Raw genomic sequence first — 24,630 nt, forward strand, 5'->3', positions numbered from 1 at the left:
TCTGCGTTCCTTGCGCCTCTGCGGTTCATTAATTTTCCACATTCTGGGAAAAACCACCATGACTATTAATCAACACGACATAGTAATGCAACCAGGTGAAGGTTCTTCTTCCTGGGTACTTGGAGACTTGTACACCTTTAAAGCGCTCGGTGAAAATACAGCCCAAGCCTATGGGCTAATTGAAATTGTCATGCAACCCCACAGCACGGTTCCACCTCATATACACACGCGCGAAAACGAATCTTTTTACATTCAAGAAGGTGAAATAGAGTTTCAACTTGGGGAACAAACAATTGTAGCTACACCTGGAACTTTCGTTCATTCCTCTAAAGGGCAACTACATAGTTTTCGCAACATCGCTGTCAAACCAGCCAAATTATTGTGCTGGGTTACTCCAGCCGGGTTAGAGAAATTTTTTATCGAAGTGGGTACAACAGTTATGGCGTTAAATGCTACACCTCCTGCTGTGACTAACGCTGATATTGAAAAACTGCTGGCAACTGCTCCTAAGTACGGTTTGGAAATTCTTCCTCCACCTGCTCAAGAGTAGGAGCTTAGGAAGCGATCGCCCGCACAAAGACTAATCCATATGGAAAGTTTAGATCAAAAATTTGGAACAAGAAAAATTTATGATGCAGCAACAAAAAATAACAGGCAAAATCGATCCGCGAACTTTAATAGAAAGCAGACTGCAATTGCACTACGCTGTTCAAGTTATAGATGCGATCGCCTCAACTCTAGCAGAGCCAAAACCAGACTACAGTCATACAAGTTTTGGGTGGAACTCTGAATTAAAAGTTTTTGTAGGAGAACTCATCCCAGCAGCAAAATCATTTCGAGTAGCTCTTGAACCAGTCAGCCTTACGTCATTGATTCTTGATGAGCAAAATCAAAAGATAGCTGAATTTTCTCTCCATCAAAAAACTTTAGCAGAGCAGATAAATTGGTACAAAAAAGAAATTGCCACATTAGGTGCTGATGCAGATAAAGTTGTTTTGCCTTCCTATCCAAGAGCTGATTTTCCTGATGATAAAATTGCTCATGGTGCTGATTTTGATGCTAACAAGGGCAAGTCTGGCAGACAAGAATTAGCAAATTACTATGCTATTACTAACTTACTTTTACAGGAAATAGTTGCAAAAGAAGAGGGAGCATCATCGATTCACATTTGGCCGCATCATTTCGATATTGCCATACTTGTTACTGTTGGTAATATATCTAATGGTGAACCAATAACTGTGGGTATTGGTATGTCTCCGGGAGACACTAATTATAACGAACCATACTGGTATGTTTCTCCCTATCCTTCCCCCGAAATAACAAATCTTACTGAATTAGCAAGTGGTGGTTTTTGGCATACTCAGGATTGGGTTGGGGCTGTTCTCAAAGCGTCTAATGTCAGTGGTGAAGGAGAAGAAAAAATCAAACAAATTCAAGCTTTTTTAGACTCTGCTTTGCAAGGTTCTAAAAGCCTTCTCAAAGTATAAAGAATTCAGAATCCAGAAGTCAGAAGAAAAACTATTGCAATTAACAAGTCATTTCTTTTTCTAGTATTTATCATCGTACTTGTGCTTCTGTCGCCTGGATGGATTAACACAAGTCTGTTCTACCATAATCAAACCACAGCTTCTATTATCTCCACAATATCTAAGGAGGAACCAGCAGTGATGAAAGTAGAAGAAATTCACTCAATTATCCAACAAGCAGCTCAAGCTTGGATGACAGGAAATGCTGATGCTTTTGCTGAGTTATTTGCATCAGATGGAAAGTTCATTGTTCCTGGTAATAGTTATGTGGGACGAACTGCAATTCAACAAGTAACGGCTGAATTTGCTGCGACTCATTCAGGTGTAAAAATTGAGATTAAACAAATCCTCATTGATGGCGATCGCGTAGCTGTTGAGTGGACTTGGGAAGATACAAACAACGAAACAGGCAAACAGCAAAAAGCAGAAGATGCGATTCTAGTTGATTTCAAAGATGGTTTAATTACTCGCTGGCGAGAATATATAGACTCCAATATACCCTCTAATTCTGGATCTTAAAATTCTATTTTTCAAGCTAAATCGTAACTAAATCGGATGTTGTCTTTCTCGATGCCGTCGAGTACGACTTGAAGCCCACCCATACGAATCATCCACTCAAGACGATGATCGCGGTACTCACGTTTGAATAGTCCCTGTTCTATGAGGTGCGAAAATTGATCTAATCCAGCAAGGGAGTCTTTTGCTTCCTGCAACGTTTGCGCGACACTTGGACGCACGTTAACGCGTTTGAACCAATCGGCAAGTGGGGAATTTGCTTCTAGTGCGATCCCGAATACAGTTGACGACAAATTGAGGTGGGGAACGATACACAGATCGCTCCAGCCAAAACGATCGCCATTGAACCATTCGCGATCGCCTAGCTGTTTGGTTAACCATTGGCGACACTTCGCGGCTTGTTCTTTGGCATTGCCAACGATAGTTTCGGCAAGTTCACCCTTCGCCCTACCAAAGAAGTTGATTTCACCCAGCCCCCAGTTAATAGGCTCGTAGTAGGTATCCATAACATCTTCGATCGTGCGGGCACGCGCTCGCTCCAGTGGATTGCTCGGCAGCAGTTGTGGCTCAGTCCATTTTTCTTCGATGTACTCAAGAATGATTGTAGAGTCGAATATCTTGGCATCGCCATCAAGAAGAGCCGGTATTTCCCCACGAGGATTGGCTTGGAGGAACTCGCTGCCTCCAAATCCGCCTCCACTAAACTCAGGTGCTTTGGACTCAAACTCAATCCCCTTTTCGCGTAAGGCGATTTTAATCTTCTGTACATAAGGAGATAGTGGGTGTTCGTAGAGGACGATCATTAGTTAAGTTCTCCCTGCTACTTAATTAAAAATACTTTCCCTTGAATTTGAACAGCCTAAATCCAGAATTGGTGTACTTTTACTCTATTGAATACTCTCATGAAATTTAACAGAAATATCGCTAAAACACTACTATTAGCTAGTGTTGGATTTGCTGTTGCTTTTACACCGCATAATTATGCACTTTCGCAAATTGAACGGCGACAGGATGCACCCTCAACAGTAATTACCCAAAATCAAACCACTCAGCAAGTTGTTGCTGCTGTAGATTCGGTAGGAATGATAGTTTCTGATATGGATAAAGCTGTAGAGTTTTACTCCCAAGTTTTGTCCTTTAAAAAAATTTCTGATGTAGAAGTTTGGGGTACAGAATACGAACATCTACAAGGATTGTTTGGTGTGCGGATGCGGGTGGTGCGGATGCAGTTGGGTGATGAGTCAATTGAGCTAACAGAATATTTAACACCTAAAGGTAGACCCATTCCTGTAGATTCACGGAGTAACGATCGCTGGTTTCAACATATTGCTATTGTAGTTAGTGATATGGATAAAGCTTACCAGCGCTTGCGTTCGTTGAAAGTGCAACACGCCTCAACTGCACCTCAACGCCTTCCCGACTGGAATAAAGCAGCAGCAGGAATTCGCGCTTTTTACTTTAAAGATCCGGATGGACACAATTTAGAAATTATTTACTTCCCTCCGGGTAAAGGCGATCGCAAATGGCAGAAATCAACCAACCAATTATTTTTGGGAATTGACCATACGGCAATTGTTGTATCTAATACTGAGGCTAGCTTGAAGTTCTATCGGGATTTACTAGGTTTAAAACTGGCTGGAGAAAGCGAAAATTACGGCACAGAACAGGAGTATCTGAATAATGTCTTTGGGGCAAGGTTGCATATTAGCGGGATGCGATCGCCTAATGGCCCCGGTATAGAATTTCTAGAATACCTTACACCGCGAGACGGACGACCATTTCCTGTAGATGCGCGTGCCAATGATTTACTACACTGGCAAACAACGCTGGTAGTAAAGGATGCAGAGGCGATAGCGCAAAGGCTAAGGTTGAGTAAATCTGCCTTTGTTTCTTCGGGGGTGGTGAGAATTGCAGGGGAAAGGTTAGGGTTTAAAAAGGGGTTTTTGGTAAGAGATCCGGATGGGCATGTGATGCGGATAGTGGAGAGGTAAATTGGGATAAGGACAATTGGAAAAATGATCCTTACTTTTGACAGAGTTAAGTAAAGTTATTAATATCGTCCACCATTCACACAGTTAGAGAATAATAATTTTTAGTGAGGATGAAAACTGAAGAAAGTAATTTATGGAGTGCTCTAATATAGGACGTAAATAAGGAAAATGGCCCTTACTTTTGACAGAGAAATATATGGCAAGCTCTTGGCTGAGTTTCAACCAAAAGTGATTACATCAGAAGAAGAATATGACTTTGCTCTAGAGGCTGTAGAAAAGTTGATGGGATGTAAAAATCGTTCTCCAGAGCAGACAGCTATTCTACAACTATTAGTTAGTCTCATTGAAGAGTATGAGAGCAAAAACTATTCAATGAGAGAATCATCTCCTCATGAAATTCGTTGAACATTTGATGGAAGTACGAGGAATAAAACAATCTGATTTAGTTGGAATTATTGGTTCTAAAGGAGTTGTCTCAGAAATTGTGAATGGCAAACGAGGAATAAGCAAAGCTCAGGCAAAGGCGCTAGCAGAGTTTTTTCATGTTTCTTTAGAACTGTTTATTTAGCTAAGATACATGATGTTAATAGTTTTCAACATATGTGATCGCCTTTAAAGAGAGCGCCTTTCAAAGCTGAACATACAGCCATAAATAATCGGGAGAAACTCTAGCGTTTACTTCAACGAGTTCCAACAACTTATCCAGCTTCTCTGGAGTCAAACCCAATTTCTGAGTTTTTGCTCGTACTTTTTCATTTCCTTTGAGCTGAAAGAAAAGTTGCTGTACTTTTGCACCATCAATTTTGGATAAAGTGTCGTTAATTTTAGCTACAAGTTTAGTTTTAAAGAGATATTCAAAAGCATATTTGACTAGTACTTTGTACCACTTGCCCGAATCACCAGAAACTTTCAGTTTGGTGAGGTTAACATTAATTGTTTCATCAACGACGGTTGCATCGAGTTCTGCTATCCCCACAGCAGTAATCGATATCCAGGGAGTATGATGCTTTCTACGAGTAATCGGATTGACAATAAAAGTTTCTCTGAATTTACCGTGGGCTTTGCCATTGATTAGAAAACCACCTTCTCTGAGAAAAGCTTCTAAATCTAGTCTGATGTGCTGCAAATCTGTGTTTTTCTCATGTTCGGCTGCAAACTTTTTAAGTTCAACATTAAGAGGTTGTAATATTTGTAAGGCAGGAATACCAATCTCAAACAGTTTATTTTCCAGATCTACGTTGATGGGAAACTGATCGTCGATTTGAGATAGATATTCGTCGGTTACCTGAATTGCCGCGCTTTTGTTCGTTGTCTGGGCAACATCTTCTTCAGGCTGTTCGTTAGCAAGAGAAACATCTTCGATAACTACATCATTTTGCTCTGTTCTTTCTGCTACAGGTTCCACAGAAGGTTCAGGTGCAGTTGTTTCTGTTTGTTCAGCTTTTTGAATGCAGGTTGCCAGTTCTCTCTGCATTACTTTATTTTCGATATCTGCGGAATTGTACTGAACTACCACGGAAGCATTGGCAGAATTAACACGTACATCTGTAACCGCGTCGAGAGACTTTATTAATTGCTGTAACCGATCGCCATAGTCGGGATCTGTTCTCAGATGAGGAACTCTCATGCGAATTCTTCCGGCGATCGCGTGTACAACTTGATAGTCAATTGTTTCTGATTGAACTGGCATAATTACAAGTCCCTGATACCTAGTACCCAGTATCTAGTAGCTGTTCCCAATCTTTGCTTGTCTACTCAAGTAAAGAATATCCTGTCATAGTTCTGATGTAGCTGACAACTTTCTCATAGGAATCCGGATTACTTGCTGGGTTGATGATGATCGGAATAATACCGTCTGGCAACCAAAAAGTTATCCTACCGTTGGCTGGTTCATAACAAAAAGAACTGATGCACTTAAGATTAATTAGATATTCATTTCTCTCGTAATATATTTTTACCCAGTGGTTACTAGCTAATTCTGGCTGTGTAAATTGTTCTACATACTCCAGAATTTTTTGGTAATCTTGTTGATTTGTTTGGGGATTAATAATGATCGGGATAGCGCTATCGGGCAACCAAAAAGTTACTCTACCGTTTTGCTCATAACAAAACGCGCTGACACGCTCAAAATTAACTACATATTCTCTCCTTTCGTAGCTGATTTTCATCCAATACGCCACAAAATCCTCTCATGTTCCAAATTTTTCAGGAACTTATTCTGATACACCACCTTTTTAAGTAGCCATCATAAACTGCTTTGTGGAGGACTTTAACCCCAGCAATGAAATTGATAACTGATAACTGTTAAAAAACTTCAAGAGGTATTTGTGTACCAGAAGAAGATTCAAAATGAGCGATCGCAGCTTCAATAAATCCTTTGAACAAAGGATGGGGTGCGCTAGGGCGAGATTGAAATTCGGGATGAAACTGGCAAGCAATAAAGAAGGGATGTTGTGGTAATTCAACAATTTCTACTAAGCGCCCGTCGGGAGAAGAACCACTAATCACATAACCAGACTCTAAAAACAGATTGCGGTAAGCGTTATTGAATTCGTAACGGTGGCGATGCCGTTCGTAAATCACTTCTTCTTGATACAGACGGAATGCCAAGCTATTAGGGAGAATACGACAAGGATATAAACCTAGACGCATTGTACCGCCTAAATCCACTACATCCTGCTGCTCAGGCAACAGGTTAATAACAGGATTTTCTGTATGAGGTTCAAATTCGGCACTATGGGCATCTGCAAATCCCGCCACATTTCTCGCCCATTCAATGACAGAGCATTGCATTCCCAAACATAAACCCAGGAAGGGAATTTGACGAAGGCGGGCATATTTAATCGCTTCGATTTTTCCATCTACCCCGCGCACGCCAAAACCTCCGGGTACAATTACACCATCAACGCCATCTAAGTGATTTTCGGCTCCCTCAACTTCCAATTTTTCTGAGTTTACCCAACGCAGGTGCAGTTCGCTACCCATGGCAATCGCAGCATGACGCAGCGCTTCCACCACAGAAAGATAGGCATCGCTTAATTGTACGTATTTACCAACAATGGCAATTTCTACTCGATGCTTGGGACTATACAACCTTTCTACTAAAGTTTGCCACTGACTCAGATCCGGTTCGCGTTGCTCCATGTTCAGCAACTCTAGTGCTTCCTGCGCTAGTCCTTCCCGTTCTAAAATTAGCGGTACTTCATAGATACTCTTGGCATCTACAGCAGGAATTACCCCTTCTGGTGGTACATCGCAAAACTCAGATAGCTTCTGTTTTAAACCTCCCGGCAAGGCGCGATCGCACCGACAAACTAAAATATCTGGTTGAATCCCAATCGATCGCAGTTCTTTGACTGAATGCTGTGTCGGCTTGGTTTTCATTTCACCCGCCGAAGCAATCCACGGTATCAAAGTAACGTGCAAATACAGGACATTCTGTCGTCCTACATCCTTGCGGAACTGGCGAATTGCTTCCAAAAACGGCAGTGATTCTATATCGCCCACCGTACCGCCAATTTCCGTAATTACTACATCAGGATTCGTATCTCTAGCTACTCTAGAAATCCTGTCTTTAATTTCATTGGTGATGTGGGGAATTACTTGCACCGTGCCGCCATTGTAGTCCCCGCGCCGCTCTTTATTAATTACCGCTTGATAAATCGAGCCAGTGGTAACGCTATTGAGACGGGACATAGAGGTATCGGTAAAGCGTTCGTAATGCCCCAAATCCAAGTCTGTTTCAGCGCCATCTTGGGTAACAAAGACTTCACCATGCTGAAAAGGACTCATGGTACCTGGATCGACATTAATATAAGGATCGAGTTTGAGAATCGACACCGAATAATCTCGTGATTTGAGCAACCGCCCCAAACTTGCTGCTACAATGCCCTTGCCGATACTTGAAACTACACCGCCGGTAACAAATACAAACTTCGTCATAATTCGTAAATTCTAGCAACTTCCCCAGATACACCCCGTCATTGTGCCACAGTATATTGTTGTCAGACTTATTTTATTTTGGCGTGAGATCACTTTTAGGATTAGTATTATTAGGTTCTATACTTTCTTCTACTGTAGTAGTTTTGGCACAAAAGCAATCCCTTCAGATTGTCTATCCTCCCGCAAACTACCAAACCAATAGCGATAAAATTTTTTTCATTGGTACAGCACCACCAACCGGACAAGTTCTCATCAATGGAAAACAGGTAAACCGCAGTAAGTCTGGTCATTTTGCTCCCAGTTTACCCTTACAGTTGGGAGAAAATCTCTTTACTGTAAGTTACCAAAATCAAGCAGTTCAGATTAAGGTAACAAGGCTTGCTACTCAACCTGAAATACCACAAGGGTTAGCTTTCGCTAAAGATTCCCTGACTCCAGCCAAAGACATAGCCAGACTGCCAGGGGAGCCTGTTTGTTTTAGTGCGATCGCTGCTCCTAATGCCAGTGTATCTGTGAAATTAGGTAATCAAACAATACCTCTTTCGCCTCAACTTCAACAAGTCCAACTGCCAAGTAATTTGGCAGCATTGACAGGAAAAAATCAGCCTTCTCAATCTACTGCTGGTAAATACGAGGGTTGCGCTACTGTTTTTGGGCAAAATCCCCTAGCTTATAGCCTACTTTATGGTAACAACATCATTTCTGGTGGAGTCGTCTCCGACTCTAGTAAAGATGTGGATTTGGGTAAACCTCAGTTTCAACTTACACTTAATGGTAAAACAATAACTCAGGAAGCCCCAGGAAAAATCATTATCCTTTCACAAGCACAACCGCAAGTTGTCGCAGTGACAGCAGAAGCTGGTGTTGCCCGCACCGGGGCGAGTACAGATTATTCTCGACTCACACCGCTACCCAAAGGAACCCAAGCCGCAGTCACAGGTAGGGAAGGAGAATGGTTGCGCTTAGACTACGGCGGCTGGATTAATAGTAAGGAAACGACAATTATATCAGGAGCAATTCCACCCCGCTCAATCATTCGCAGTGTTGGTTATCGCCCACTGAGCGATCGCACAGAGATGGTTTTTCCCCTGCAAATTCCCGTGCCGATTTCCGTACAACAAGGGAAACGCACTTTTACCCTCACCCTCCACAATACGACTGCCCAAACAGATATTATTCGCTTAGATGATAACCCTTTAATTTCTCGTCTCGATTGGCAGCAGGTAGCGCCAGGACAAATACAATATACCTTTAACCTCAAAAAAGACCAACAATGGGGATATAAGCTGAGATACGACGCTACAAGCTTAGTTTTAAGTTTGCGTCACTCACCAGTAATTCCTGACTCTAAACGCAAACCTTTATCTGGAATCAAAATTTTATTAGATCCCGGACATGGTGGGAAAGAATCAGGCGCATCAGGGCCAAATGGAGTTCTGGAAAAAGATGTAAATTTGGTAGTGTCAAAGTTACTGCGAGATGAGTTGGTGAAGCGAGGCGCAACAGTAGTGATGACACGAGAAGAAGATAAAGAAGTGTCGCTAGTTGAACGTCAAGAAATTATCAATCAACAAGAACCAACTATAGCTTTATCCATACATTACAACTCTCTGCCTGATAGTGGTGATGCTGAAAACACTAAGGGAGTGGGAACCTTTTGGTATCATCCCCAAGCGCACAGTTTAGCAGTATTTATACAAAATTATCTTGTCGAGAAATTAGAGCGTCCATCCTATGGCGTGTTTTGGAATAACTTAGCGCTCACACGCCCAGCTGCTGCCCCATCGGTGTTGCTGGAGTTAGGTTTTATGAGCAACCCTTGGGAATTTGAGTGGGTAACAGATGAGAAAGAACAGAAGAAATTAGCAAAGGCGATCGCACAGGGGATTGTCGAGTGGTTTAAAAGTGTAGAGTAAACCGGGTTTATTTTACTTGAGATTATGGATGTTAATAGAGGGCGATCGCGACTTGAGTTAACCTCATAAAAACTCAGGAGGTGGAACTATTTAAGGTGATTTTGGCAGTAAATAAGGTAAAACTTTAGATGCCTGCAAAAGATATTTATCACGATGCTGTTAAGAATGCCTTAATTCAAGAAGGCTGGATAATTACAGATGATCCCCTGCATTTAAAGTGGGGTCAAAAAGATATGTATGTAGATTTAGGAGCAAAACAACTCTTAGCAGCAGAACAAGGAACTAAAAAAATAGCTGTAGAAATTAAAAGTTTTGTCAGTCCCTCAGAAATGGCAGACTTAAAAGATGCCATTGGCGGATTTATCATGTATCGTGCTGTAATCAATCGCCTGGAACCAGAAAGAACATTATATTTAGCAGTACGTGACACCGTATTTGTCACTTTGTTTGAGGAACCAATTGGTACACTTTTAATAGAAACTGAGAATCTAAAGTTACTCGTTTTTAATCCAGAGACTGAGAGGATTATCCAATGGATACCTTAGATAATTATCGACGCATCATCAAAGATGTGTTAGTACCTTACACACAAATTCCTTATTCCTACGCAGCTATTGAGTGTAAAACAGTCTTTGATAGCGAAAATGATAGCTATTTGCTGGTAACTCTTGGCTGGGATGGTGCGAAGCGAATTCACGGGTGCTTAGTTCATATTGACATTATTGATGGCAAAATCTGGGTGCAACGAGATGACACAGAAGATGGCGTAACCTACGAATTAGAAGCTGCCGGAATTCCCAAAGATAAAATTGTCTTAGCTTTTCACCCGCAAAATGTGAGGCAACACACAGGATATGCTGTTGCATAAGTTTAACCCATGAATTTAGAACGAGGAAAGTGCAATTGACGTGCTACGGTTGATTTTCGACTTCTGAACAAAGTTTGAATCTTATAAAGATTATGGCAACTTTAACCAGTATATAAAAGTGAAGCGATCGCCTCACTCAAAATCGCTCAAGTCATCTACTTTACACTAGCGATCGCCATTCCAAATCACTACCAAGCTGACGCATTAATAATGTGAGCCGATACATTAACAATGTCAGTCGATGCATTAACAATGTCAGTCGATGCATTAACAATGTCAGCCGATGTATTAACAATGCAAGCCGATACATTCGTAATGTAAGCGGTTGCATTAAAATAACACAGCGATGCAAATGTTAAACTACAAGATTTCAAATTGGATAAGCACAGATGCACACGGATAATTTATCTGTGTTTATCTGTGTCCATCTGTGTTCGTTACGATCATAAAATTGGATTTTGCAATCAATCTATTATTTCGTGCAACTCAAGTTATTAGACTACAAATCGTAGGTGCACTGACCTTTATAATTTTTAGTTTACCCGTGCTTTGGCGCTTCGCACAGCACCCCTTATACTTCGTACGATTCCTCTTCTTTGTGTCGCAATTTTTCTTTTTACCCTGCTAGGGCTTGGGGAGTATCAAGTAGAAGTTTGCTCACCTGCTTTTTGCTGCACTTGCTCAACTGATAAACCTAAAGCCTCCGCTATCTGTTCCACAGTCAACCCCAACGCCAACAAGCGGGGTATTGCTTCTAGCTTTCCTTCTTGTCTACCTTCTTGTCTACCTTCTTGTCTACCTTCTTGCCTTCCTTCTTGCCTTCCTTCTTGCCTTCCTTGTTCTCTGGCTTCTTGCGCCACTTCTTGAAAGTATCTTGTCTGCTTTAACTCTTTGAATCCAAACATAGTTTCTAACTCCTGGCGAGTCATTTGTGGAAACTTTCATTTGCTAACGAGCTTGTTGATTTTATCTCTTGAGCGTGCAATATCGGCATTGTCAACAAGCCCCATGCCAAACCTGTTATCAACCCAAAGACTGTAACAATGTAATTATTGAAGCTCCACCATCCCAAAACTTCTGCTGCTAATTCCAACGGATAAGCCATCATCAAAACACTGGCAAGGGCTACACCACTCCAACCATATTGATGCAACCAGTAAAAACCTTTACCGCCAGTCACCCCACACAGTAAACGAGTGAGCAGCAAACCCGCTACCGTACCGTAGCAACGCATACACACAGCCATAATAAACGGTGCAGCTAAGGCTACTCCCATGTCTGGTTGTGGGCAAACATGACTACCCATAAAATAAATAATGTCCGCAATGACAGGTAAAATTGGTAATCCGGATGCTGCTAGAAAAGGTGCAGCAAGTGGCCCTACCACCATCCCCGCTAATAAAATGTCTGCAACAATACTTACCCAGCGAATTTCTAACTCTCTGTTGAAAGCTACTCCTTGAATCATAACTTCTTATTTTGCTTTAATTTTACTTTCAATAGATTAATTACTACATCAAAATTATTTTATCAAAATGCGATCGCCACTTACAGACCACAGATTGTAGATTGTAGGGTGGGCATTGCCCGTCAAAGCCTATTTAGTAAATTTTAAATATTGGAGAGCAATGCTCACCTTACAGAAAACTTAAAACTTTATCTAATATATTTTTAACGTACCTTCAGTATCTCTATTATGCTCATCATTTCAAATTCAAAATTTATTAAGGTTTTTGATTTATTAATAATATCTAAAACACCACAAAATACTTAATATTTATATTCTTGTGTGTTGATTGCGATCGCATTAATTTTGCTGTTGAAATGTTCATCAACGAACCGCAAAGAACACTAAGAAATAAGAGTTTGAGAGAGTATGTGCGTAAGTCCTGTATTTATTATGAAGATTGAGGTATTCGGAGTTACTATGGTATGCGATCGCGACTAGAACATCAAAATACCTGCCATCAGTCAACCTGCACAATATGAGTTGATTTTTAGCACCCAAAATCCAGAGCTTTCATAACAACCAAAACTTGTATCAGCATTCATTATAGTTTCCCGGCTTAAGTTAACGGTAAGCCGGGAAAATCCTCTATTAACTCACTTTGGTAGTGTACGGACTTGTTAATTTATCCAACTGCTGCACCAACAGACTCAGGAACAATCCCACATCTGTGACAACACCCAAAGATTCTACCGAACCTCGATCGCTTAATTTCGTTACCACTGCTGGGTTGATATCAACACACACCATTTTCACGCCCGCAGGTGTCATATTGCCTACACCAATAGAATGCAGCATCGATGACAACATTAAAATCATTTCTGCACCTTTGAGCAGTTCGGCATATTCTGCTTGTGCTTTGAGCAAATTCATCTGAGTATCGGGTAAAGGCCCGTCATCGCGAATCGAACCAGCAAGGCAGAAAGGCACATTATTCTTGACGCACTCATACATAACACCACTATTAATTACCCCAGCTTCCACAGCTTTGGCTATGCTGCCGTAACGCCGGATGGTATTAATTACCTTAAGGTGATGGCGGTGTCCGCCCCGTACTGCCACACCCCGCTTCATATCAACGCCAAGGGAAGTACCCATCACTGCTTGTTCGAGATCGTGAACAGCGATCGCGTTACCTCCCAATAGTGCCTGCACGTATCCTTCTCTAATCAGCCGCGATAGGTGTTCGCCGCCGCCAGTGTGAATTACTACAGGGCCAGCTGTGACAACTACTTTACCACCTGCATCTCGGATTTTACGTAATTCCCAAGCTACTTGTTCTACAACCAGTTCCACGCGCCGTTCGCTGGAAACGCCCGCCGACATAAAGCTAAATTCCTCAGCATTGCGTTTTTCTCGCGATTCAGTCTTGCGGATGGTGCGGATACCTTGCACATCCACAACTACTTGCTCGCCAATTTCTAAATCGCGCAATATTTTACACCGTGCTACCAAACCTTGAGGAGTTTGGGAAATAGCGATCGCGCCATCCATACGTTGATTTTCTACTTTGATCCATTCACCGTGAATTCGCACCTCGGTGGGGTAAATCGTAGTGACATAAAAATCATCGGGAGCAACACCAGCGATTGTAACTGGTTCTAGTTTGGCATCTCGTTCGTCTTGAGGTAAATCTACTGCCCCCAAGTCAATTAACTGCGAGATGATTTCTTCCATCACATCATGGGAAGGTGCTGTCACCTTCACTTCTGCTTTGGAAGTACTTTGTCGTTGTTCTCCCAAGTTGAAATTCAATACTTGAAAACTACCGCCACTGTCTACAATCAAGTCCAGAGCACGGTTAATTAAGCCAGCATCAAGCAAGTGTCCTTCCATGCGAACGATGCGGCTTTCGACGAGCGTGTTGGCATGAACTTCTTCTCTAACTGGTTCTGTTACCCGTAGCGTTAGACATTTTGCTGCACCACCCGCTTTAAGAAATTCTGTGAGTGGTGTTTCCAGGATCTGGAAACCAATATCGGTAAGACGTGCTTTCAATGCATCGCTAGCTTTGTTCATCACTACAACACGGTCTACATTTACCGCGTTGCAAGCAAAGTTTACTGCATCAGTTTCATCAATGGCGATCCGCTTTTGGGGTGCTACTCGCATTTCAATTAAACGATTGGAGTAAGAATCAAAAGCAGCGGGATAGTAAAGCAAATAGCCGTCTGTTAAAGGACAAAAGCAAGTATCGAGGTGATAGAAGCGCTCATCTATTAATCGCAGGGATAACACCTCGATATCCAGCCATTTTGCAAGGTAGGGATGAGAGTCTAATTCTGAGCGAAAGCCGTACCCCGCCCATAGCCAACGTCCTTCCCGATCCAGCAGTGCGTCCCCTGCTCCCTCAAAAGGCAAGTCTTTAGGTAGTTCGTAGACTTTGTAACCATTTTCTTCAAACCACTGTTTGAAATAGGGTTCTTCTCCTTGGCGCTCTTTATGTAAAAAACGACTTAGAACTACATTATCGCCCAGTACCAAACCAGCGTTGGCAGTAAACACCATGTCAGGCCAACCTTTTTGCGGTGGCGCTAAGTCTACAATTGCATGATCTTTAAGAATTTTATGGAGGTTATGCCACTGCTCTACGGCGCGATCGCGCGATGACTTGTGAATATTCCCTTCCATCCAGGGATTAATCACATAGTCAACATCATAGTGGTCGGGGGGACACATTAAATAGCGAATCTGGGAATTCATAAAAAATTTTACAAGGGTATAGAAGCCATCGGTCTATGATTGAATACAGATTTTTGTAGATCTTATTCTGTAGAATTTGTTACTAAAATTCTACCTTCTGATAGTTGGAGGCTCTAAAAAGACTTCCATCCTATTCTATTACCCGCCGTAACAGAGGCTGCATTTTTAATTCTCTAAGCGCCAGCATTAGAAAAATTGAGAATCATGCTAGCAAATGATACTAAATCCTCATTTCAGGTCTTTTATTCCCATTAACCAATCTTTCTGGAGCTATTTACATCGGCACACGGGTTAACGGTTATAAACGGCTATATCTATATATTATTTAGAGAAGCTAAAAGGCGATCGCTGTCTACTTGCTCAGAAATATAATTTTGCTCTAAAAAAGCAAAAAAATAGCCCATTATATTAGCATCTCTCAGTTTATAAAACCTATAAAAATTGGTCAAGCTATCAAACAACGTAAATACGTCAAATAAACGCTAAAAAATTGCAATAACTAGCCTATTTTTTACATAGCTTAATTGAAAGTTAAATATTTATTAACTACAAAATTTAACAATCACTAGTACCTTTGCTCATATATCTATTTCTCAAATTTGCACTTAAATATTAATAATGGTGTTAAAAAAATTCAGATGCCTGAGTATAAAATATCAATCGATAATCAGTCAGACTCGAAGTCATGCAACTTTATAGACAAACAACTTCACGAATTTAATCTAGGTAAGATAGGGGATTACCAATATACGCCGCTGTGTCTATTGCTTCATGATTTAGAGCAAAAACTGATGGGTGGCTTGGACGCTTTTATGGGCTTGGGATGGCTCCATATTGGTAAGCTTTGGATAGCAGAGGAGTTAAGAGGTTATGGATATGGAAAAGCGCTTGTATTGGCGGCAGAGCAAGAGGCTATTAAACATGGCTGCTTAAATGCATATGTATTTACTTACAGCTTCCAATCTCCTGATTTTTACAAGCACTTGGGCTACGAAGTTTTTGGAGAGTTAGAGAATTTTCCTCCAGGGTATTGTCGATACTTCCTAAAAAAGAGGCTTGAAGTTGTTTGAGAATCCCGCCTTTACGGGGCGGGAGTACTTCAATCATGCGGGCAAAGTATAGCGTTGCTCAATTGCCGTTTTGATAGCAGCACGACTTTCGGATGTAGAACCGTTAGCAGTTTGTTCTATATTTTCAACTTCTTCAGCTAAAGATTCATCCTTAATTGCTTCTCGAAACCAGCGTGAGTAATCTCCTTGGTGTAGGTGATACAACCAAGTTTCATCATCTACACCATCTGCAATTTGGGTAAACAAAATCAAGTTCTGAGCGCGCAGATTCAATTTACCTTCTGCTCCTCGAAAATAAAAGCTTTTGTCTTGTCCCAGTTCTCCTTGCGCATACTTGCGAACATGACGGCGGCGTTCGGTATTTCCACGGGCAATGCGGAAGCAGAATGGTTCAGTATCTTCTCGAAACCAAGCGTAAACTTCTCCTGGTTCAAGGGTTTGGGGTGTGAGTTGTGGCGGACAGTAACCGACGACTTTACAGAATTGCTCAATGTTCTGTTCTGGTAAGTTGCCAACGGTGAGGATAGCATCTACTAAAGATAAAGCAGCAGGTGCAACTTGCTCGGGATGCACAGTAATTAGCATCAAGCCGTCTATATTTTGAGGTAAAGTCAACAAGGCAGGGTTCCAAGACGAGGGCAGAAGATGGTGTGCTTCATCCACTACTATCCAATGAGGACGTCCTGTTTGCGATCGCAATTCCTGCAAAGCCGGTAGTAGTTCGGCAAAAAACGCTGGGCGATCGCCTAGAGCAATACCAAGTAAGTTAACAATTAGATTTTGATCGAGTCGTTCAAGTAATTTCAATACTTCTGTTAATCGTGGCGAGCGATCGCCATCACCTAAAATAACTGCATCGGCAAAGTTTTCGTAATCTCCTTCCGGATCGATAATGCAAAATTCTCTGCCACAATACAATCAAAACAATCAAATTGGGGAAACGCCCGCTGCAAATCATCTAGTTGTCTTCCTGTTACTAAAATCAGTTTTCTGCCAGAGGCTTGCAAGCGTTTTAGTGCTGCTAGGGTTTCATCATTTACCCGTCCATCTGTGGCAAGTGTACCATCGTAATCAGTAGCTAATGCAAGGTAACGCATGGATGTAGTAGTCATCTGCAGCTTTTACTCAAGAGCTTCTTTATCAAATTGCTGCAGTTCGCAACTTTTGTTATCCAGCTTTAGAAATAAAATTTTAGGACGATTGGGTACTGGGTACTAGGTACTGGTGATTGGGTACTAGGGTTTCGTAATTCCTAATCCTCTACAACGTATATATTCCTTCTGCCGTCTGTCATCTGCCTCCTGCTTTCAGTATTGCCACAGCTTGATAGTTTTATCTTGGCTACAACTAGCTAAAATATTTTTTTGAGAGTTAAAAATCACAGTTCTTACTTCAGCTTCATGTTCAGAACTGGTGAATATATAACGTTCTTTTTTCAAATCCCAAATGCTAATTTTTCCATCTTTACTCCCAGTAGCAATTACTCGGCTATCAGGGCTAAAGGCAACAGAATTAATTTCACTATAGTGTTTTGCAGAATGAATATGATTCTGATTTTTGAAATCCCAAATTTCTAAACTTTCATCACAGCCAATAGCCAACAACATTCCATCAGAGCTAAAAGCAACGGAGTTAACTGGAGCTAAATCAGTCACTAGTGGCGGACATTTTAATCGATGTTTAGGAAGCCAAATATTGATAATCCCGTTCTTTTCACCACTAATTAAAATTTCTCCATCAGGAGCAAAGGCTATTGTCTTAACTTCACTTAAATTATCAGCCAAAGTGATTTTTTTATAAGACAACATATCCCAAATTATCAAACTTCCATATTTGCTACCACCAACAAGTAACTGTGCATCTGGACTAAAAGCAACTGTCAAAAGTGTTCCTGGCTTTAAGTCAGGTTCTAACCGTGCCTTTTCATGAAGACGCTTTTCTTCTTTATTCTGGGAGTAATTCCAAAGCCAAACAGAGTTTCGGCGACTTAGATAAGTTCCACTCGCAATAAAGCTTCCATCTGGGCTAAAGACAATTGTACTTGGTAAAGAATTAGATGAAGCCCCTGGAAGTAGTGTTTGCGGATTATCTATATTCTCTAAATCCCATTGTTGAATAGTTTGCTCATCTGTGCGACTAACTAAATATTTACCATCTGGACTAAAAGCAATTGAACTAATAGGGAATTCAGTTTTGATAGATTGCTTAAGTGTTAAATTCTCATAAGTAACAGAAGATGATAAAAATTGATTGAGTTGAAATGCTTCTACTATTTTCAGTTTCAAAGGCTGTTTGTAATCAATGAAATCATTTAATTCAAAGGCAGTTGAAGATTTAGCTATAGTAGGCTCAGTCAATTCCAAAAATTCACGATAAGCTTTTCTGAATTGAGATTTTACTGATGTAATAACTTGGAGATTAATTGCTAGCTTATCTAAAGCTTCCCTAAAAACTAATCCTTCTATCAAATAAATTTCTCGTCCTACTGGGTCTCTAAGAATAGTTGTTTCGTCACCAATTTCAATATCTGCTTTTGTCGCTTTAACTATTTGAAAAACTAAAGTCAAATCTCCAACACTAGAACCAATAATTTTTCGACATATAGCTGTTCCTTCTTCTGTTAAATCTCCATTAGCGGCTCTAGCAAGTAAATTAGATATCTGAGCTTGGCAGATAAAATCTGGTGCAACAATTGTACGATAATCAAGATAATAATTACGACTAACTAAGAAATACCAAGCTTGAAAAGTCATACTCCAGCTCCCCCTAAATCAGATTCTGGATAGTCTCTGTGAAGGTTGTCACGAATTCTGAGAAAGCTATCAATTATATGCTGTAACGCAGTTTCTTCATTGGTGACTTTTTTGAGAGAGTCTTCTTTTTGACGGCGTAACTTTTCACTTTCTCTTGCAGCCTCGGCTTTTGCCTTAGCCACTTCTTGACGGGTTCTTTGAACTTTTTGCTCTACTTGTTGAATTCCTTTATCTGTCAAATTTAGTAATTTATTTAAAGTGTCGTTATCAAAGTTATATTTATCAGGTAAGAGATTTCTTCCTGCATTAGCTGCAACATTTAGAACTGTATTAGAAACCAATTGATTTACTTGTTCTATAAGACTGAACTTATGCAGTACTTCAGTCTTTCTTTGCGAAATTTCACGATGTTTTTCTTGAATATGGTTGATTTCTATTTGTAAATTATCTATCAAAACACAGGAAAGTGGAACTTCAATATAAAAAGGTTGTGGAACTTCCCCTGATAGCTTTTTCATTTCGCCATCTTTAAAAGTAGCAAAATTCATACCTAAAGAACTAACAGGAATTATTCTAACTGGACATTTTGCATCATTTCTTTGTTTAACAACATTTTTAAATTCTGGAACTTTTTTTAAAAGTTTATATCGAACATCAGAGAGGTCAAAACCTCCCTTATTGATAATTAAATCCCATTTACTAATGATAAAGTGAACAGGTATTTTTTTACATTTTTGGAGTAAATTAAGAATTGCTGGTAATTCTTTAAGTAGCCAAATTTGAAATAATTTATCATCGTTTCCTTGTAATAAACTAAGAATTTGCTGACCGTCGAGAATAGCTAATACTGCATCAGCTTCATCAACTTCACGTTGCAAGTCAATATTTAATTCTGGAGATTCATCTGCTGCTATCCCTGAAAACATTTTTTCTGGATAATCTTTATAAACAAATTGACACGCCTGATGAACAGATAAATCTTTGGTTTTGACACAACAAGTAAAAGTCCAATCAGTGATTTCTTGAGTTCCTTTTGGCCAAGTATCACCTGCAATAATTTCTGTGTAGTATGTATTAAGAAGCTTTCTTTGGAGAGGATTATCTACATCGAGAAAAAAACCATATTCTCCTTGAGTTGATAATTGCTTAAATAAACTCGCGAGAAATACTGTTTTACCTGAACCACTTGAACCAAGAGTAATAATATTGTACTTTTTCATAATTATCTAAACTTAAGTAAATGCCAAAGTATTTAATTATTAAATTAATAGATTTTAAACAACATCTTAAAAATATTTTTGATTTCATTTACATTCAATTTAAACTTCCAAAAAACATATGTCATCTGGAAAATTACTGACAAATTCAGATTTTCGTCAAAATATTTTCAGAAAAAATACAGAGATTAGCTAAATAATAAATAACCTAAACTTGAAGTGTTTATTTAAATAAAAAACTTTAACTTTTCCTAACCGTTATAATGATTCTATTTAAGTTTGTATAAAAAATTGGCAACATCCAAAATTTGCTGTGCTATTGAGCAAAAAACTACTATTACCTCTGGATACACAGAGGTAATAGCAAATCTTAGAAATTATTTTCTCTTTTTATAGTAATGATGTTTAAAGATTTGAATTGTGGAGCGATCGCATACGATATTATAGAAAATGTGAAATCTTAACCTAGTCTTCATCTCAAAGCAGTGCCAACTTATTCCAACTCGGAATTTAACAATAGTTTCACCCAGTCTTACGAGCAGGGATTGCAAAGAGTACTCGATCGCCTAATCGTTACAATGGAGCGCGATCAGTTGGTGAGACAAACCACAAACCACCTGAGAGAGTGCCTCCAGGTTAATCGCGTGGTTTTGTATTACTTTTACTATCAGTGGCAAGGGCAAGTAACCTTTGAATCCTTGAGTTCTGATGAATTTTCTATTCTTGGTTCCACGGGGCCAGATAATTGTTTTAACGATGAGTATGCTGCTTTATATTTGGCAGGAAGAGTAAGAGCGATTCCCGATATCGAGTCAGAAGCGATCGCTAGTTGTCACCGAGATTTTCTTCGTAACTTGCAGGTTCGTGCTAACCTAGTTGTACCAGTTTTAACTCCTAAGGGTTTATGGGGGTTGCTAGTAGCCCATCATTGTCAAGCACCTCGCTCGTGGACATCATCAGATATTGAATTGATCCAAAAAGAAGCACAAACTCTGGCAACAACACCTTGTATTCAAGAGAGTTAGTAGATAGTGGTTAACAAGTAAAAATTAACTATTAACTACTGTACGGGCGGGTTTAGAAGATAAGTTATCGGTAGTAACAGAAAGTTAATCAACAAAACCCGCCCCTATTAACTACTAACCACCTGCTCTCATGCCCTACTTAACATCAGCCAGCGCTATCCGTTCTCTAATTTTTGAATATACTAAAAGCTCAACTTTGTGGATAGATACAGAAGTAGCTGATTATAAAAGTCGCAATCCCAGAGTGTCACTGATTCAAGTATTAGACGATCCCAAAGATATGAGTGGCGATCGCATTCATATTTTAGATGTACTTGAACAACCTGATATTGTGATTGATTTTATTAACCAAATTATGGTGAATCCTGAGATTGAAAAGGTATTTCACAATGCTAGCTACGATTTAAAATTTTTGGGTAATAAAAAAGCAACTAATGTTACTTGTACTTTAGAAATGGCAAAAAAAATACCATACTATATATTGCCATTACCAGACTACCAGCTTAAAACTCTCGCCTCAAAACTATGTAATTTTCAGCAGATAGAGAAACAAGAACAAAGTAGCGATTGGGGAAAACGCCCTCTTAGTGAAGAACAAATAGAATATGCTTACCTAGACTGCATTTATCTAGCTCAGGTGCATATGCGTTTGCTAGAACTTACTCAACAAAGCAACCCCAATCCTGAAAAAGAAGACTTGAGCGCACTTGCAGCAAGATACCAAGAAATTGAGCAGCAATGGAAACTGTTGAATTCAGAGTTTGAGCATTTGCAACAGAGAATTAAACAGGCGATGCAAGCTCAAAATGTATCGGAAACTTCCGACTTCAAACTTACTAGTTACGAGCGCACAACAGTCAAAGTATCATTTGTGGAGCTAGCCAGGCTAGTACAAACAGAAGGTATTGTATTAGATTTTCCCATCACACTGACTCAAAAATTGCAAAAAGACTTAGGACAAAACCTGGAAGAATTGTCAGCAGATGTAGAGAAAATTACTGCTTGGCGATTAACTCCGAAAACTTATGAAAGTGACATTGAAGATAAGTAAATTTTGTCCCAAATTAAAAATATTTTAGATATTTTAAATGCAGTCTTTAAATAAAAGATGACAAAATGTTGGAACAATTATTCCAATATAACAGGACAAAATATTTGTTGTTTGTAATTTATGAAACTGCGTTTATGGGAGCAAAAATTTACAAGGATGGTAGTCAGTATAACTGCACTGGCTGCTTTGATTGCTATGGCGACGGTTTCCTGTACTAAGAAAAACGATGTATTAGTAACAGAAATTGGAGTTAGTCCTCCCAGGCGTCCAGTATCAAAACCATCAAAAGCAGCAGACTTTTACATCCAAGGTCAGTATAAGCATATCCAAGGAGATTCTCAAGGTGCGATCGCTGCTTTTACCAGATCGATTAACCTTAATCCAGATTATGCCCCAGCCTATAATAGTCGCGGGCTTGTGCACTTCGATATTGGAGACAAAGAGCAAGCAATATCAGACTACAGCCAAGCGATTCGCCTCAATCCCAATAATGCCGAGTTCTACAATAATCGTGGCAACGCCCGTGCTGCACTAGGAGATGTCAACGGAGCAATTGAAGATTACAATCAAGCCATTCGTCTTGCTAGCTCCTATGCCGAAGCTTACAACAATCGGGGCAATGCCCGCGCTGCGACAGGAGATAGAAACGGGGCAATTTCCGATTACGATCAAGCGATTCGCCTCAATCCCCAGTATGCTGCTGCTTACAATAATCGAGGCAATGCCCGCGCTGCCGCCGGAAACCAACAAGGGGCAATTGCTGATTACGACCAAGCCATTCGCCTTGCTCCTAAATTTGCTGCCGCTTATAATAATCGAGGCAATGCCCGCGCTACCTTGGGAGATAAACAAGGAGCCATTGCTGACTTACAACGAGCCGCAAATATCTTTCAACAGCAAAATAACGAGCAGTTGTATAAACAAGTCATGAACAATATCAGAGACTTTCAGCAGCAATAGGAGTTATGTGCGATCGCCCCATGTACATACTTGAAGCGATCGCTCTAGTTATCCTCAGTAAAATCATCAATTTTCAAGGGCTTTGTCTTTGTTGTTGAGGGGGAATTTGTCCTTGTGGTTGGATTGGTGTTTGTTGTTGGGGATTCAGTAAAGTTTGTGGGAGCTTCAGTAATGGATCGGTGACTAAATTCAAGACAGAGCCAAAGTTAGATAATAAAGGACTTGATTCCCCAGAGGATAACTGCCTAGCTGTATGCTGAAAACCTGTACCAATCGCATCCAAAGCCAAGGCAGCAACTAAACGCACAGATTGATTTGGATCTTGCAAACTACCCAATAAGTTAGGAACCGCAGATGTGGCTGCTTCTCCGATACAGGCGAGAGCAGAAGCCGCAAAGAAGCGAACTATTTCGTCTTGATTGCTCAATCCTTTGATAAGTCCAGGTACGATAGACACTGGATTTGTTACTACACAATTACCTGCTACTTTTGTCCTTGGTTTAGATTGTAGTTGGGCTTGCGGTTGAACTTGCGGTTGAGCTTGTGATTGAACTTGTGGTTGAACTTGTGGTTGAGCTTGTGGCTGAACTTGTGGTTTATCACCCTGCAACGCTTTAATTATTCCGGGCATAGCAGAAATAGCTTGTGTGCGCACATCGGAATTACCGCCTTGTAATCCTTGAATTAACACAGGTATTGCAGAACTAGCATCAAAGCCCGCCTGCGGTTGTTTGCCTTGCAACACCTGAAGTAAAACTGGTATCGCAGGAGAAACTTTATCAGGAGAAACGCTAATAGAAGGCTGAGAATTATTGCCCTGTAGAGGTACAGATATTCTAACGTCAGGAGAGTTTGTCAGTGGTACTTCCGATGCCTGCTGTGCCCAGCTAGTGCTAGTTACAACCAAGGGCGATGAGAGGCATAGCAAACCTACTGCCATCTGGGAAGCAATTATATTCAAACGAGATTTAGTTGGGAATTTTCGGTTCGTAAATTGAATCATAAATATATGGGTGAATAATTTCATCTTGAAGATGAATACACAACTCACCGTTTTAATTACGAACGTCACCTGAACAAAATTTTCTCATTTTTCTCATTACCATGCTCTACATGGTGATGAAAATTATGAGGCGGAGCCTCAATCAATGCTTTCTTGGGCTGCCAGCAATTTTTATAGGGTGGGCACTACCTAACTTTCCTCAAACCCTTATTGTTACATTGTGGACAGTGCCCACCTTACGGTTATTAATAATGGTGACAACTGAACCGTATTGCCATATAAAAACAACCTCCTGCATTGTTAATGTATCGGCTCGCATTGTTAATGCATCGACTTACATTGTTAATGCATCGACTTACATTGTTAATGTATCAGCTTACATTGTTAACGCATCGGCTTGCATCGTTAATGCATCGGCTTGCATTGTTAATGTATCGGCTTACATTGTTAACGCATCGGCTTGCATCGTTAATGCATCGGCTTGCATCGTTAATGCATCGGCTTACAAAAATAAGGCGGCTCTTTTGCAATTATCACACACCTCAAAATATATCCTTTTCACCTAAACCACCAGCCGTAGAA

General features: G+C 40.3%; 27 protein-coding genes. 14 read left to right on the forward strand and 13 right to left on the reverse strand.

Features of this window, described 5'->3' with window-relative positions:
• Positions 1 to 58 precede the first annotated feature (58 nt).
• The 3 genes from UYC_RS0109490 to UYC_RS0109500 all read left to right on the forward strand — a co-directional run bounded on the left by UYC_RS0109490 (position 59) and on the right by UYC_RS0109500 (position 2,045).
• Entirely contained in the window at positions 59 to 550 is a 492-nt protein-coding gene (locus tag UYC_RS0109490; RefSeq protein WP_016877178.1) for a cupin domain-containing protein, read from the forward strand.
• A 79-nt stretch (positions 551 to 629) separates the two neighbouring features.
• Positions 630 to 1,487, forward strand: a complete 858-nt coding sequence (locus tag UYC_RS0109495; RefSeq protein ID WP_016877177.1) for a hypothetical protein — start codon at positions 630 to 632, stop codon at positions 1,485 to 1,487.
• 180 nt (positions 1,488 to 1,667) lie between these two features.
• Positions 1,668 to 2,045 carry a nuclear transport factor 2 family protein gene (locus UYC_RS0109500; RefSeq protein ID WP_016877176.1) on the forward strand — a complete coding sequence of 126 codons (378 nt, stop codon included), beginning with the start codon at positions 1,668 to 1,670 and terminating at the stop codon, positions 2,043 to 2,045.
• A gap of 11 nt (positions 2,046 to 2,056) precedes the next feature.
• Here the strand turns inward: UYC_RS0109500 and UYC_RS0109505 are convergent, their stop codons facing one another.
• Entirely contained in the window at positions 2,057 to 2,845 is a 789-nt protein-coding gene (locus UYC_RS0109505) for a glutathione S-transferase family protein (RefSeq protein ID WP_016877175.1), read from the reverse strand.
• Between the two features lie 99 nt (positions 2,846 to 2,944).
• On the opposite strand from UYC_RS0109505, the gene UYC_RS0109510 reads away from it, so the two are divergent.
• From UYC_RS0109510 to UYC_RS40185, 3 genes are all read left to right on the forward strand, one after another.
• A complete protein-coding gene (locus tag UYC_RS0109510; protein ID WP_016877174.1) occupies positions 2,945 to 4,033 on the forward strand; it encodes a VOC family protein in 1,089 nt (362 codons plus the stop codon).
• 168 nt (positions 4,034 to 4,201) lie between these two features.
• Positions 4,202 to 4,438: a hypothetical protein gene (locus UYC_RS40180; RefSeq protein ID WP_321164245.1), complete on the forward strand. Its 237-nt coding sequence runs from the start codon at positions 4,202 to 4,204 to the stop codon at positions 4,436 to 4,438.
• Entirely contained in the window at positions 4,425 to 4,601 is a 177-nt protein-coding gene (locus UYC_RS40185; RefSeq protein WP_321164246.1) for a helix-turn-helix domain-containing protein, read from the forward strand. Before UYC_RS40180 ends, UYC_RS40185 begins: the two co-directional genes overlap by 14 nt.
• 60 nt (positions 4,602 to 4,661) lie before the next feature.
• Here UYC_RS40185 and UYC_RS0109520 read toward each other — a convergent pair whose 3' ends face one another.
• The 3 genes from UYC_RS0109520 to UYC_RS0109530 all read right to left on the reverse strand — a co-directional run bounded on the left by UYC_RS0109520 (position 4,662) and on the right by UYC_RS0109530 (position 7,975).
• On the reverse strand, positions 4,662 to 5,723 hold the full coding sequence (locus tag UYC_RS0109520; protein WP_016877173.1) for an HMA2 domain-containing protein: 1,062 nt from the start codon (positions 5,721 to 5,723) through the stop codon (positions 4,662 to 4,664).
• A 61-nt stretch (positions 5,724 to 5,784) separates the two neighbouring features.
• Complete coding sequence (locus tag UYC_RS0109525; RefSeq protein ID WP_026087641.1) at positions 5,785 to 6,213, reverse strand: hypothetical protein; 429 nt, start codon at positions 6,211 to 6,213, stop codon at positions 5,785 to 5,787.
• 124 nt (positions 6,214 to 6,337) lie between these two features.
• Complete coding sequence (locus UYC_RS0109530) at positions 6,338 to 7,975, reverse strand: CTP synthase (protein ID WP_016877171.1); 1,638 nt, start codon at positions 7,973 to 7,975, stop codon at positions 6,338 to 6,340.
• Between the two features lie 83 nt (positions 7,976 to 8,058).
• Here UYC_RS0109530 and UYC_RS0109535 point away from each other — a divergent pair, with 83 nt between their 5' ends.
• The 3 genes from UYC_RS0109535 to UYC_RS0109545 all read left to right on the forward strand — a co-directional run bounded on the left by UYC_RS0109535 (position 8,059) and on the right by UYC_RS0109545 (position 10,759).
• Positions 8,059 to 9,891, forward strand: a complete 1,833-nt coding sequence (locus tag UYC_RS0109535) for an N-acetylmuramoyl-L-alanine amidase family protein (RefSeq protein WP_016877170.1) — start codon at positions 8,059 to 8,061, stop codon at positions 9,889 to 9,891.
• 128 nt (positions 9,892 to 10,019) lie between these two features.
• Positions 10,020 to 10,436: a XisH family protein gene (locus UYC_RS0109540; RefSeq protein WP_016877169.1), complete on the forward strand. Its 417-nt coding sequence runs from the start codon at positions 10,020 to 10,022 to the stop codon at positions 10,434 to 10,436.
• Positions 10,424 to 10,759, forward strand: coding sequence for a XisI protein (locus tag UYC_RS0109545; RefSeq protein WP_016877168.1), 336 nt, complete (start codon positions 10,424 to 10,426; stop codon positions 10,757 to 10,759). The genes UYC_RS0109540 and UYC_RS0109545 overlap by 13 nt, the downstream gene beginning before the upstream one ends.
• Positions 10,760 to 10,919: 160 nt before the next feature.
• Here UYC_RS0109545 and UYC_RS37700 read toward each other — a convergent pair whose 3' ends face one another.
• From UYC_RS37700 to argZ, 4 genes are all read right to left on the reverse strand, one after another.
• Positions 10,920 to 11,090, reverse strand: coding sequence for a hypothetical protein (locus UYC_RS37700; protein ID WP_157171230.1), 171 nt, complete (start codon positions 11,088 to 11,090; stop codon positions 10,920 to 10,922).
• Positions 11,091 to 11,400: 310 nt separating this feature from the next.
• A complete protein-coding gene (locus UYC_RS0109550) occupies positions 11,401 to 11,688 on the reverse strand; it encodes an RpnC/YadD family protein (RefSeq protein ID WP_016877167.1) in 288 nt (95 codons plus the stop codon).
• Complete coding sequence (locus UYC_RS0109555; protein ID WP_016877166.1) at positions 11,685 to 12,227, reverse strand: DUF2085 domain-containing protein; 543 nt, start codon at positions 12,225 to 12,227, stop codon at positions 11,685 to 11,687. The genes UYC_RS0109550 and UYC_RS0109555 overlap by 4 nt, the downstream gene beginning before the upstream one ends.
• A 630-nt stretch (positions 12,228 to 12,857) precedes the next feature.
• A complete protein-coding gene (gene argZ / locus UYC_RS0109560) occupies positions 12,858 to 14,969 on the reverse strand; it encodes a bifunctional arginine dihydrolase/ornithine cyclodeaminase (RefSeq protein WP_016877165.1) in 2,112 nt (703 codons plus the stop codon).
• Between the two features lie 638 nt (positions 14,970 to 15,607).
• Here argZ and UYC_RS0109570 point away from each other — a divergent pair.
• Positions 15,608 to 16,039, forward strand: coding sequence for a GNAT family N-acetyltransferase (locus UYC_RS0109570; RefSeq protein ID WP_016877163.1), 432 nt, complete (start codon positions 15,608 to 15,610; stop codon positions 16,037 to 16,039).
• A gap of 33 nt (positions 16,040 to 16,072) precedes the next feature.
• On the opposite strand, the gene UYC_RS0109575 is transcribed toward UYC_RS0109570, so the two are convergent.
• The 4 genes from UYC_RS0109575 to UYC_RS0109590 all read right to left on the reverse strand — a co-directional run bounded on the left by UYC_RS0109575 (position 16,073) and on the right by UYC_RS0109590 (position 20,012).
• Positions 16,073 to 16,957, reverse strand: coding sequence for an ATP-binding protein (locus UYC_RS0109575; protein ID WP_235083030.1), 885 nt, complete (start codon positions 16,955 to 16,957; stop codon positions 16,073 to 16,075).
• A complete protein-coding gene (locus UYC_RS39435) occupies positions 16,882 to 17,151 on the reverse strand; it encodes an HAD family hydrolase (protein ID WP_235083029.1) in 270 nt (89 codons plus the stop codon). The genes UYC_RS0109575 and UYC_RS39435 overlap by 76 nt, the downstream gene beginning before the upstream one ends.
• A gap of 195 nt (positions 17,152 to 17,346) precedes the next feature.
• Entirely contained in the window at positions 17,347 to 18,792 is a 1,446-nt protein-coding gene (locus UYC_RS0109585) for a WD40 repeat domain-containing protein (protein WP_016877159.1), read from the reverse strand.
• The gene (locus UYC_RS0109590) at positions 18,789 to 20,012 is read right to left on the reverse strand and encodes an ATPase/DNA packaging protein (RefSeq protein WP_016877158.1); all 1,224 of its coding nucleotides are present in this window, start codon (positions 20,010 to 20,012) and stop codon (positions 18,789 to 18,791) included. Before UYC_RS0109590 ends, UYC_RS0109585 begins: the two co-directional genes overlap by 4 nt.
• Before the next feature lie 482 nt (positions 20,013 to 20,494).
• Here UYC_RS0109590 and UYC_RS0109595 point away from each other — a divergent pair, with 482 nt between their 5' ends.
• The 3 genes from UYC_RS0109595 to UYC_RS0109605 all read left to right on the forward strand — a co-directional run bounded on the left by UYC_RS0109595 (position 20,495) and on the right by UYC_RS0109605 (position 23,045).
• A complete protein-coding gene (locus UYC_RS0109595) occupies positions 20,495 to 21,034 on the forward strand; it encodes a GAF domain-containing protein (protein ID WP_026087640.1) in 540 nt (179 codons plus the stop codon).
• Positions 21,035 to 21,164: 130 nt separating this feature from the next.
• Positions 21,165 to 22,085, forward strand: coding sequence for a ribonuclease D (locus tag UYC_RS0109600; protein WP_016877156.1), 921 nt, complete (start codon positions 21,165 to 21,167; stop codon positions 22,083 to 22,085).
• Positions 22,086 to 22,205: 120 nt separating this feature from the next.
• Positions 22,206 to 23,045: a tetratricopeptide repeat protein gene (locus tag UYC_RS0109605; RefSeq protein WP_016877155.1), complete on the forward strand. Its 840-nt coding sequence runs from the start codon at positions 22,206 to 22,208 to the stop codon at positions 23,043 to 23,045.
• Between the two features lie 73 nt (positions 23,046 to 23,118).
• Here UYC_RS0109605 and UYC_RS0109610 read toward each other — a convergent pair whose 3' ends face one another.
• Complete coding sequence (locus UYC_RS0109610; protein WP_016877154.1) at positions 23,119 to 24,048, reverse strand: HEAT repeat domain-containing protein; 930 nt, start codon at positions 24,046 to 24,048, stop codon at positions 23,119 to 23,121.
• A 125-nt stretch (positions 24,049 to 24,173) separates the two neighbouring features.
• Between UYC_RS0109610 and UYC_RS38555 the strand changes: the two genes are divergently transcribed.
• On the forward strand, positions 24,174 to 24,614 hold the full coding sequence (locus UYC_RS38555; protein ID WP_162138999.1) for a hypothetical protein: 441 nt from the start codon (positions 24,174 to 24,176) through the stop codon (positions 24,612 to 24,614).
• Positions 24,615 to 24,630: the final 16 nt, after the last annotated feature.

It is taken from the genome of Chlorogloeopsis fritschii PCC 6912 (genome assembly GCF_000317285.1).
GTDB classification, from domain to species: domain Bacteria; phylum Cyanobacteriota; class Cyanobacteriia; order Cyanobacteriales; family Nostocaceae; genus Chlorogloeopsis; species Chlorogloeopsis fritschii.

What these genes read in the sequence shown, in the direction of transcription:
- UYC_RS0109490 (WP_016877178.1), top strand. Translation starts at nt 59, where the DNA reads ATGACTATTAATCAACACGACATAGTAATGCAACCAGGTGAAGGTTCT.
- UYC_RS0109495 (WP_016877177.1), top strand. Translation starts at nt 630, where the DNA reads ATGATGCAGCAACAAAAAATAACAGGCAAAATCGATCCGCGAACTTTA.
- UYC_RS0109500 (WP_016877176.1), top strand. Translation starts at nt 1,668, where the DNA reads ATGAAAGTAGAAGAAATTCACTCAATTATCCAACAAGCAGCTCAAGCT.
- UYC_RS0109505 (WP_016877175.1), bottom strand. Translation starts at nt 2,845, where the DNA reads ATGATCGTCCTCTACGAACACCCACTATCTCCTTATGTACAGAAGATT.
- UYC_RS0109510 (WP_016877174.1), top strand. Translation starts at nt 2,945, where the DNA reads ATGAAATTTAACAGAAATATCGCTAAAACACTACTATTAGCTAGTGTT.
- UYC_RS40180 (WP_321164245.1), top strand. Translation starts at nt 4,202, where the DNA reads ATGGCCCTTACTTTTGACAGAGAAATATATGGCAAGCTCTTGGCTGAG.
- UYC_RS40185 (WP_321164246.1), top strand. Translation starts at nt 4,425, where the DNA reads ATGAAATTCGTTGAACATTTGATGGAAGTACGAGGAATAAAACAATCT.
- UYC_RS0109520 (WP_016877173.1), bottom strand. Translation starts at nt 5,723, where the DNA reads ATGCCAGTTCAATCAGAAACAATTGACTATCAAGTTGTACACGCGATC.
- UYC_RS0109530 (WP_016877171.1), bottom strand. Translation starts at nt 7,975, where the DNA reads ATGACGAAGTTTGTATTTGTTACCGGCGGTGTAGTTTCAAGTATCGGC.
- UYC_RS0109540 (WP_016877169.1), top strand. Translation starts at nt 10,020, where the DNA reads ATGCCTGCAAAAGATATTTATCACGATGCTGTTAAGAATGCCTTAATT.
- UYC_RS0109545 (WP_016877168.1), top strand. Translation starts at nt 10,424, where the DNA reads ATGGATACCTTAGATAATTATCGACGCATCATCAAAGATGTGTTAGTA.
- UYC_RS37700 (WP_157171230.1), bottom strand. Translation starts at nt 11,090, where the DNA reads ATGCAACCGCTTACATTACGAATGTATCGGCTTGCATTGTTAATACAT.
- UYC_RS0109550 (WP_016877167.1), bottom strand. Translation starts at nt 11,688, where the DNA reads ATGACTCGCCAGGAGTTAGAAACTATGTTTGGATTCAAAGAGTTAAAG.
- UYC_RS0109555 (WP_016877166.1), bottom strand. Translation starts at nt 12,227, where the DNA reads ATGATTCAAGGAGTAGCTTTCAACAGAGAGTTAGAAATTCGCTGGGTA.
- argZ (WP_016877165.1), bottom strand. Translation starts at nt 14,969, where the DNA reads ATGAATTCCCAGATTCGCTATTTAATGTGTCCCCCCGACCACTATGAT.
- UYC_RS0109570 (WP_016877163.1), top strand. Translation starts at nt 15,608, where the DNA reads ATGCCTGAGTATAAAATATCAATCGATAATCAGTCAGACTCGAAGTCA.
- UYC_RS39435 (WP_235083029.1), bottom strand. Translation starts at nt 17,151, where the DNA reads ATGACTACTACATCCATGCGTTACCTTGCATTAGCTACTGATTACGAT.
- UYC_RS0109585 (WP_016877159.1), bottom strand. Translation starts at nt 18,792, where the DNA reads ATGACTTTTCAAGCTTGGTATTTCTTAGTTAGTCGTAATTATTATCTT.
- UYC_RS0109590 (WP_016877158.1), bottom strand. Translation starts at nt 20,012, where the DNA reads ATGAAAAAGTACAATATTATTACTCTTGGTTCAAGTGGTTCAGGTAAA.
- UYC_RS0109600 (WP_016877156.1), top strand. Translation starts at nt 21,165, where the DNA reads ATGCCCTACTTAACATCAGCCAGCGCTATCCGTTCTCTAATTTTTGAA.
- UYC_RS0109605 (WP_016877155.1), top strand. Translation starts at nt 22,206, where the DNA reads ATGAAACTGCGTTTATGGGAGCAAAAATTTACAAGGATGGTAGTCAGT.
- UYC_RS0109610 (WP_016877154.1), bottom strand. Translation starts at nt 24,048, where the DNA reads ATGATTCAATTTACGAACCGAAAATTCCCAACTAAATCTCGTTTGAAT.
- UYC_RS38555 (WP_162138999.1), top strand. Translation starts at nt 24,174, where the DNA reads ATGAGGCGGAGCCTCAATCAATGCTTTCTTGGGCTGCCAGCAATTTTT.